Source organism: Hominimerdicola alba, from assembly GCF_900109655.1.
Lineage (GTDB): Bacteria > Bacillota > Clostridia > Oscillospirales > Ruminococcaceae > Hominimerdicola > Hominimerdicola alba_B.
Genome location: NZ_FOAT01000037.1, coordinates 1 through 7,366, shown reverse-complemented (window position 1 = coordinate 7,366; position 7,366 = coordinate 1). Strand labels below are relative to the sequence as shown.

At 42.8% G+C, this 7,366-nt stretch carries 7 protein-coding genes and 2 pseudogenes; 4 read left to right on the top strand and 5 right to left on the bottom strand.

The window, feature by feature from the left end; genetic code table 11:
* A pseudogene (locus BMY75_RS18610) lies at window positions 1-159 on the top strand (IS256 family transposase); the annotation flags it as partial.
* A gap of 261 nt (window positions 160-420) precedes the next feature.
* Here BMY75_RS18610 and BMY75_RS17260 read toward each other — a convergent pair.
* The 4 genes from BMY75_RS17260 to BMY75_RS17245 all read right to left on the bottom strand — a co-directional run bounded on the left by BMY75_RS17260 (window position 421) and on the right by BMY75_RS17245 (window position 3,763).
* Complete coding sequence (locus BMY75_RS17260; protein WP_242940284.1) at window positions 421-1,674, bottom strand: site-specific integrase; 1,254 nt, start codon at window positions 1,672-1,674, stop codon at window positions 421-423.
* Between the two features lie 125 nt (window positions 1,675-1,799).
* Window positions 1,800-3,110, bottom strand: a complete 1,311-nt coding sequence (locus BMY75_RS17255) for a plasmid recombination protein (protein WP_081350611.1) — start codon at window positions 3,108-3,110, stop codon at window positions 1,800-1,802.
* A 172-nt stretch (window positions 3,111-3,282) separates the two neighbouring features.
* Window positions 3,283-3,573, bottom strand: a complete 291-nt coding sequence (locus tag BMY75_RS18605; RefSeq protein WP_242940283.1) for a DNA-binding protein — start codon at window positions 3,571-3,573, stop codon at window positions 3,283-3,285.
* Window positions 3,563-3,763: a hypothetical protein gene (locus BMY75_RS17245; RefSeq protein WP_074836428.1), complete on the bottom strand. Its 201-nt coding sequence runs from the start codon at window positions 3,761-3,763 to the stop codon at window positions 3,563-3,565. Before BMY75_RS17245 ends, BMY75_RS18605 begins: the two co-directional genes overlap by 11 nt.
* 312 nt (window positions 3,764-4,075) lie before the next feature.
* Between BMY75_RS17245 and BMY75_RS17240 the strand changes: the two genes are divergently transcribed.
* The 3 genes and pseudogenes from BMY75_RS17240 to BMY75_RS18180 form a co-directional block, all read left to right on the top strand.
* Window positions 4,076-5,179: a helix-turn-helix domain-containing protein gene (locus tag BMY75_RS17240; protein WP_074836426.1), complete on the top strand. Its 1,104-nt coding sequence runs from the start codon at window positions 4,076-4,078 to the stop codon at window positions 5,177-5,179.
* A 147-nt stretch (window positions 5,180-5,326) separates the two neighbouring features.
* On the top strand, window positions 5,327-6,211 hold the full coding sequence (locus BMY75_RS17235; RefSeq protein ID WP_074836424.1) for a helix-turn-helix domain-containing protein: 885 nt from the start codon (window positions 5,327-5,329) through the stop codon (window positions 6,209-6,211).
* 208 nt (window positions 6,212-6,419) lie between these two features.
* Window positions 6,420-7,046, top strand: a pseudogene (locus BMY75_RS18180) (hypothetical protein); the annotation flags it as partial.
* Here the strand turns inward: BMY75_RS18180 and BMY75_RS18870 are convergent.
* Complete coding sequence (locus BMY75_RS18870; RefSeq protein ID WP_242940282.1) at window positions 6,995-7,117, bottom strand: hypothetical protein; 123 nt, start codon at window positions 7,115-7,117, stop codon at window positions 6,995-6,997. The pseudogene BMY75_RS18180 and the gene BMY75_RS18870 sit on opposite strands and share 52 nt — an antisense overlap.
* Between the last annotated feature and the right edge of the window lie 249 nt (window positions 7,118-7,366).

The window sequence follows — 7,366 nt, the reverse complement described above, 5'->3', positions numbered from 1 at the left end:
ACCAAAACAAAATCTGTATTTCCTACAGATGACAGCCTTTTCAAGATGCTGTATCTGGCTATGAAGGACATCACGAAAAAATGGACCGGCCGTCGTCAGGACTGGAGCCGAATCTATGCTCAGCTGGTTATTTACTACGGTGACAGGATACCTGAATAACATTTTTATCTTGACAATCATATAATCATGTGCTAATATGCAGATAAGACCGACTGCTTTCACAATCGGTCTCATCATACACTCTTTTATTGCACTATTTTTCGTTTACACAGAATTTGGGATTGACTCGCTTGAAACGAATATAACGTTCAATTCCCGTACGGGTCATCTTGATGATAGCTCTAAAACAGCGTAAATGCGCGGTTTTAGAGCTTTTCTTTTTGTATGAAATTGCTTCTGTCCATTGTCTGTCCATTACGCTTATTTCGCTGAACTTTGTATATCTTTTGAGTAATTCTTATTGGTTGTCATTGTTATGCCGGGCGGGTCTGTCGGATCGTCCTCGTGCTTCTTCTTGAAGTCAAGAACATTAGCGATAGCCTCGCCTGCTCTAGCCTGTGCCTGCTGAAATACATGGCAGTAAATGGAAGTTGTTGTGCTGATAACACTATGTCCTAATGCACCCGAGACTGCTGCTGCATCGACACCCTCATTGATCAAGGCACTAGCATAAAAATGACGTAGGGAATGAATATCCCTGAAAGGAAAATTATTTTTCTCGCAGAACTCATTGAACCAGAAATAAGGTGTATTATTGTTCATGGGACGCCCGTCCCACTTTACGAACAGGCGGTCATAGTCCTGCCACTTGTCACCGATACGCTCACGCTCCTCGTCCTGCTCCGCCTTGAATGCCCTGAGCAAGTCCATCACCACCATCGGGAATTTCAGCGACCTCTGCGACTTCCTGGTCTTAGTTGTGTCGGTATAGATACCCTTTTCGGCTGTGTAGTTAGATGTGCGTTTAACGCTGATAACGCAGTTGTCCCAATCGATATCCTTCCACTCCAGACCCAGCAGCTCACCGCGGCGGAAACCGCTGTATATCGCAAGGGTGAAGAATGTACGGTATTTCAGGGGTGCGTCCTCCAGAAGATTGAAAAGCTGCTCGACCTGTTCAAGAGTGTAGATCTCTTTCTCCTTCTTCTCGCCTTTCGGCACAGTCACACGTCTGCATGGATTGTCCGTGAGCAACTCCATCTTGACCGCATAGCTGAACACATCGCTGATGAAACTCAGGTGATGAACTACCGTCTTCCTTGAAAGGGGCTTGCCGTTTTTGAAAGACTTGCCGTTCACAGCCAGATCGTACACAAACTGCTGAATGTGCCTTGCCTTGATCTTGTCCATCCTCATGTGACCGATAGCAGGGTAGACCCTGTTTCTCAGCTGCTTCATGCGCTCATAAGATGTATTGCGCAGATTGAGCTTGGCATAGGTTTCCAGCCATTCCTCAGCGAAAGCCTCGAACTTGACGTTGGTGGTCACCTGTCCCTGCTGACAGCGTTCCTCGAACAGCACCGCCTGTCGCTGAACTTCTTTCTCTGCCTGCTTCGCTGTCATACCCTCGGGCGGCTTCCAGCTCATTGTCTGAGTTATCTGCTCACCCTTAGTATCGTAACCGCAGCTGACACGTATCTGATATGTATTACCTCTTTTTCTTATATTAGCCATTGTCTGATTCCTCCTTACAATCAGACCTCTGACATCTCTACACTTCCATTATACCACGTTTCGCGTGGTAAAGCAATAGAGCAAATGAATATTTTTCGAGTAAAGATGCCCGGTCTGCTTTTGTTCTATCTTTTGTGTTTTTTGGTATTTATGGGGTGCAGGAAATTATCTAGCTTTTCTTTCAAGCCGAGATTTTCAATAAACTGCATGACCTTATCATATTTCGCCTTGAAAGTAGCTAACTCATTTGTCAGCCCGCGTACCTGCGATTGTAGTTTATCTATCGTCCTTTTGAGTGCTGAGCGTTCGCCCCGCCATTTTATCTGTTTCGCTTGAAGTTCATGCACCTGCTCGGTTAGACGAGATATCGTGGTTTCTTTTTCAGCTGTATCATGTTCTGCGACAATTTCTTTCTTTGCAAGACTGACAACGCCCTCATAGTCCACAGCGGATAGTGTGACCTTATTTCCAAGAACAGTATGTTTTATATTGATGCTGTCAATATCGTTGATCTGCGATATCTTATCAGTAGTAGCTTGCAACAACTGATGGTTGATCGTCAGCTGTTCTGTTGTGCTTTCCAACTCCGCTGACTTCGTTTCAATCTCAGCTCCAAGCTTTTCAATCGCTTCTGATTTCTCCGCATACTCAGTATCCAACCTAGCCAGCGTTTCATCTGCATCACGCAGAACCTTCTCGGTGGATTCCAACTGATGCTGAGTACATTCAACTTTATTCTCCAACAGCCTGATTTCCTGCGCTCGCATTTTCTTTTTATAATCAAGGACGTCCATGTGCTGCTCATGAGTACCGAGCTGTTCCCACTCGATACCATAGGACTTCATGACCTCGGCAAGCATTTCTTTCTCATGCTCGATCCACTTCTTAGTGCAGGTGACGTTCTTTCCCTCACTAACAAACCCTTGCTGTTCCAGAGCCTTTGACAGCGAGTTGCGGGTAGACAGCCCCCTCTTCTGATCGGTAGCGAACGGAACAAAATCAATATGGATGTGTGGTGTTTCCTCATCAAGATGAATGACAGCGTTGAACACTCTTATGTGTGGATTGCGTTCCTGAAATTCCTTGATGAAATCGGTCAAGGCTTTAGTGGCGAGTGTAGCTTCGGGTGTTCCGCAGTGTGTATCTTCGGTATTACCTATCTGAAAGATCAGCTCATAAAACGGTTTCTCCTGCTTACTGCGGTTGATATGCTCGTAGTAGTTTTTGATTCGGCGGTCTTTACGCTTCTGTTTTGCGTTATACTCATCGAGAGCCTTATCAAATAATTCGTGATAGACGCTCTGTATATCTTTTTTGATCAGTGTAATATTTTCGTGAGTGCGGTTCTTATCAACATTTGGTGCTATGAACTTTCGGTTATTGTGACCGATGCTGCCTTTGTCGATACGTCCGCTTATCGTTCTTTTAATATGCATTTCTCCTTTCGTGGGGTGTGCAGTTATCGTGGATATACGCTGACACTATCAACGCAAAGATACTTTTGTCACTCCTGAACGGAGCGACAAAAGCCTTTGCGGCAGCGGTTCCTCTGCACCCCTTTTGGTCGGGCTCCGCCCTCCCTTACGGTATCGGGCATAGCCCGATTTTTTATGCGCAGACTGCGCCGATATATTTCAGCAGACTGTCCTTGCTGACGAGTATTTTTCCGCGTGCGCCCTGTCCGCACCTTATGTATTTCACTTTGTCCTGCTTGACCAGCATTCGCACTGTGTGCTCCGTCAGCCCCGAAACGAGTTCGGCACATTCTTTGATCGTCAGCATTTTTGGCAGCTCAGGTTCGCTCACAGTTATAGTCGTGGGTTCGTTCTCGACGGGTATCATTTTCTCCAGTAATGCGGTCACAGCCGCGATAAGCTCGTTCTTCTGTTTAGTCGTCAAGTACATTCTCCTTCCTCTTTGCAACAGCCTCGATCTTCTCCAGCATATCCATCTGCTTGTCCTCGTCCATTTCAAATCTCAGCCAGCGGACGAGTGTCTGCTCCGATACTCCAAGTTCGTGTGCCAGTTCCCAGTGACGCACTCCTCTCTCTTTCAGTTCCTCTCTGATGATCGCGTTTGCCTTTGCCATCTTGCATCTCTCCCTTTCAAAAAACTATAAATGATTGCAGCTCACAGTTATTAGCTTCGAGGAGGGTGGGCAATAACTGCGCACACCCCTCTATTATATTATATAGCACATTTGTTTGCTCTGTGCCATATATTCCAAAATCAGATTTTTATCTTGATGAGGGGGAAGAAATTTCATATGTAGAATAATGCTGATGACGAAATCAAAGCGTTGCTATACCGGAACTTAACAAACACTTCCTTGCCAAATGTTTTACAATGCGCTATAATAATATCAACAAAAGCGCTTTTTAATTTTTAGAGGAGTGGTATTATGACGATAGGTGCGACCATAAAACATCTTCGGCAGGAACAGGACATGACTCAGGAACAGCTTGCAGAAGCCCTTGGCATAACCTCACGTGCTGTTAGCCAGTGGGAGAACGGCAGGACAGCTCCGGATATCTCACAGCTTCCTGCACTGGCGAATTTCTTTGATGTTACCACCGACTATCTTCTGGGTGTGGATATAAAACGCAAGGAAGACGAGGTGCAGCGAATAATCGGTGAAGCTTTGAAATATGATCAGCGCGGCGATCAGAAAGGTAAGGCGGAACACCTGAAAGAGCAGATAAAGACCTACCCTAATGAGCCTTTGCTGTTGAGCAATCTTGCTTCTGCGTTACAGTGCTATTATTTTATTCAGGGTAATGCGGACACGGAGCAGCTAAAGAAGGAAAAGTCAAGCGAGATAATCACTCTTTGCGAAAGGGTGCTGAAATATTCAAAACCCACAGATGATAACAGCTCAGTGAAGCAGATACTTCTGATGCAGTACCTCAGATACACTGGTGAAAAGGAGAGGGCAAAAGAGATCATTTTGTCACTTCCGTTCGTCAGCTGCACAAGAGAGATGTTTGAGAGCGAGCTTTATGATGGAAGAGAAGCGCTCAGGCATAAACAGTCAGCATTGCTGATGAGCTTTATGACCCATATGCATAACTTGTTCTGGAAGATATGTCATGATGATACATACAGCTGTGAGCAGAAGATAGAGATATTAAATGCCGATGCAGCAGTGATAGAACTCATTACAGCCGGAAAGCCTAACTGGTTTTACGGGCCACTATCTGCAATTGCAGCAGAACAGGCAGTATTTTTTCATTTGCTTGGTGATGATAAAAAGGCTCTTGAAATGCTTGAAACGGCATATACCCATGCCGATAATTATGAAACTCGTCCCGACGGTGAAAAGTACGCTCCATGCTGGCTCTCGGAAATTGATGATAAGCAGGAATACATTTGCAGAACAGCTACCGATACGGCTTATGAAACTCTGTACAGGAAGATCGCAGAACACAGATTTGCTGATGTATTCAGCGAAAATGAAAGATTTGAAAGGCTGATGAACAAACTTAAAGAAAAGATAAGTAAATAACGATTTACGGCATACCAGAATTTATTAAGGTATGCCGTATTTTTGTGATAGGGATCGTTATAGAAATAATAACTGTCCGAATTATTTCCCCACAAAAGAAAAATTATATGCTATACTATATGAAAAATATAAGAAGGAGAGCGCAGTATGAAAACAACAATGGGCGAAAAGATAAAGGATATGCGTGTTGAGCGGCACATGACCACCAAGCAGCTCGCGCAGGCAACGGGGATATCCGAGGCTGTGCTGAACGGACTGGAGAACGATAACGGACGCGATGTGGGTTACAGCCGTATCATCGACCTTGCGAAGTTCTTTGAAGTCCCGACGGACTACCTGTTGGGTTTCACCGAGAGCCGTATAACAAAGAACATTGAGCTGAAAGAACTGGGGTTATCTGATAAAGCGATAGAAGTCTTGCTTGCTAAAAGACAGGACAACGAGCTTGTGAGCCAGCTGATCGAACATTCAGAATTCAGTAACCTGATCAATGCGATAGATATCTATGTCAAGCAGCTTGCCGCGAAGTCGATCAATACAATTAATAACCTCACAGCGGTCATGCAGCGAGGGGTGGAGAATTATGTGGCGGGCGCAGGTATGCCCGAGGGGTACGGTTCGGCAAAGAACTACATCAACGAGACTAAGGTCGATGAGGACGAGTTTCTGCGTTACAGGATAATCGAGCGGTTCAATCAGATACTGAGGGAAGTGTATTCGGCAAATGTAGAGGATACTGAAAAGAACATACCCTCCGCAATCAAGGACAGTAATGAAATGACCAGCTTCATGCTGGAACTTCTGGATCAGGTCAAGGCAGGCGAGGTCGAAATCGAGACACCTATGGACGCTGTTGCGCTGATGATGGTGAATATGGGGGTATCCGAAAAGGAGATGGCGGAAGTTTTTGGTGAGCTACCCGATGATGGGGATAGCATATCCGATGATATAGCGCGTGATATCTTGGAGAGGTTTGGTGTTAATAATGATGATTTTGTCGAGGTGCTGGAGAAGTATGGGATAGTTGGCTAAAAAATATACGAATATCGTTTTTTACAATCGCAGTTTTGTTAGTATTATTAAACCATTTGGATTAGCTTTCTTTGTGTGTTACTACAAATTTTGCAGCAAAGACGAGAAAATATAAAATTTATATTGACAATGTTTGTTTAATGTGTTAAAATCCCTAAAACGATAAGTATATTAAAAGACCAACATTAAATTTATAAGGAGGATCAATATGAAAGAAAAAAAGATAAACCGTTTTACTAACAGGTATACACTTTCTAAAACTTTGCAGTTTCAGCTTTTGCCTATTTGCAAAACTGAAGAAAACTTTGAGAAAAAACAATTGCTTGAAGATGATGATAAAAGATCTACAGATTATAAAGCTGTGAAAAAGATAATCGATGATTACCATAAACACTATATCAACTCTAGATTAGCTGAAATTAAAAATATAGATATAACGGATTATGCTGATTTATACTTTAAAGCTAATAAAGATCTTAAAGATAAAAAAACAATGAAACAGTTGGAAGACGGTTTGCGTAAAATAATTGCTGATGCATTAACTAAAGATGATTGCTATGCAAAGATTTTCAAAAAAGAACTGTTTTCAGAAATTTTACCCGAATACTTTGATGAAGATCAAAACAAAAAACAGCTAATATCGGAGTTTAAAAACTGGGTAACATATTTTCAAGGCTTTTTTGAAAACAGGAATAATCTTTACACCGCTGAAGAAAAATCTACAGCAATAGCATACAGATGTATAAATGATAATCTGCCTAAATTTTTGGATAATTGCAGAAGCTATAGAATGATCAAAGAAGCATTATCGCAATCTGATTTAGATGTACTGAGCCATACACTTACTTCAGTACTCTCTCTTGAAGGAATCATATCAATGATTCTGTGAGTATCCCAATCAACCATAACAGTGCCGTATGAATACCGCTTCTTTAATGCAAAGTCATCAATACAAACTCTATACACCTTTGATTTATCTACGATCAGAGGTGTTTTTTTTTAGCAGCGTACAAATAGAGCTCTTTCCAATGATGATGTTTTCGTTTTTTAATAACCTACTGGAACAAACAGAACTCATCTCAGAAGATGTTTTTAGTATTCTTTCGATGAACAAACAGAACTCATCTCAGAAGATGTTTTTAGTATTCTTTCGAT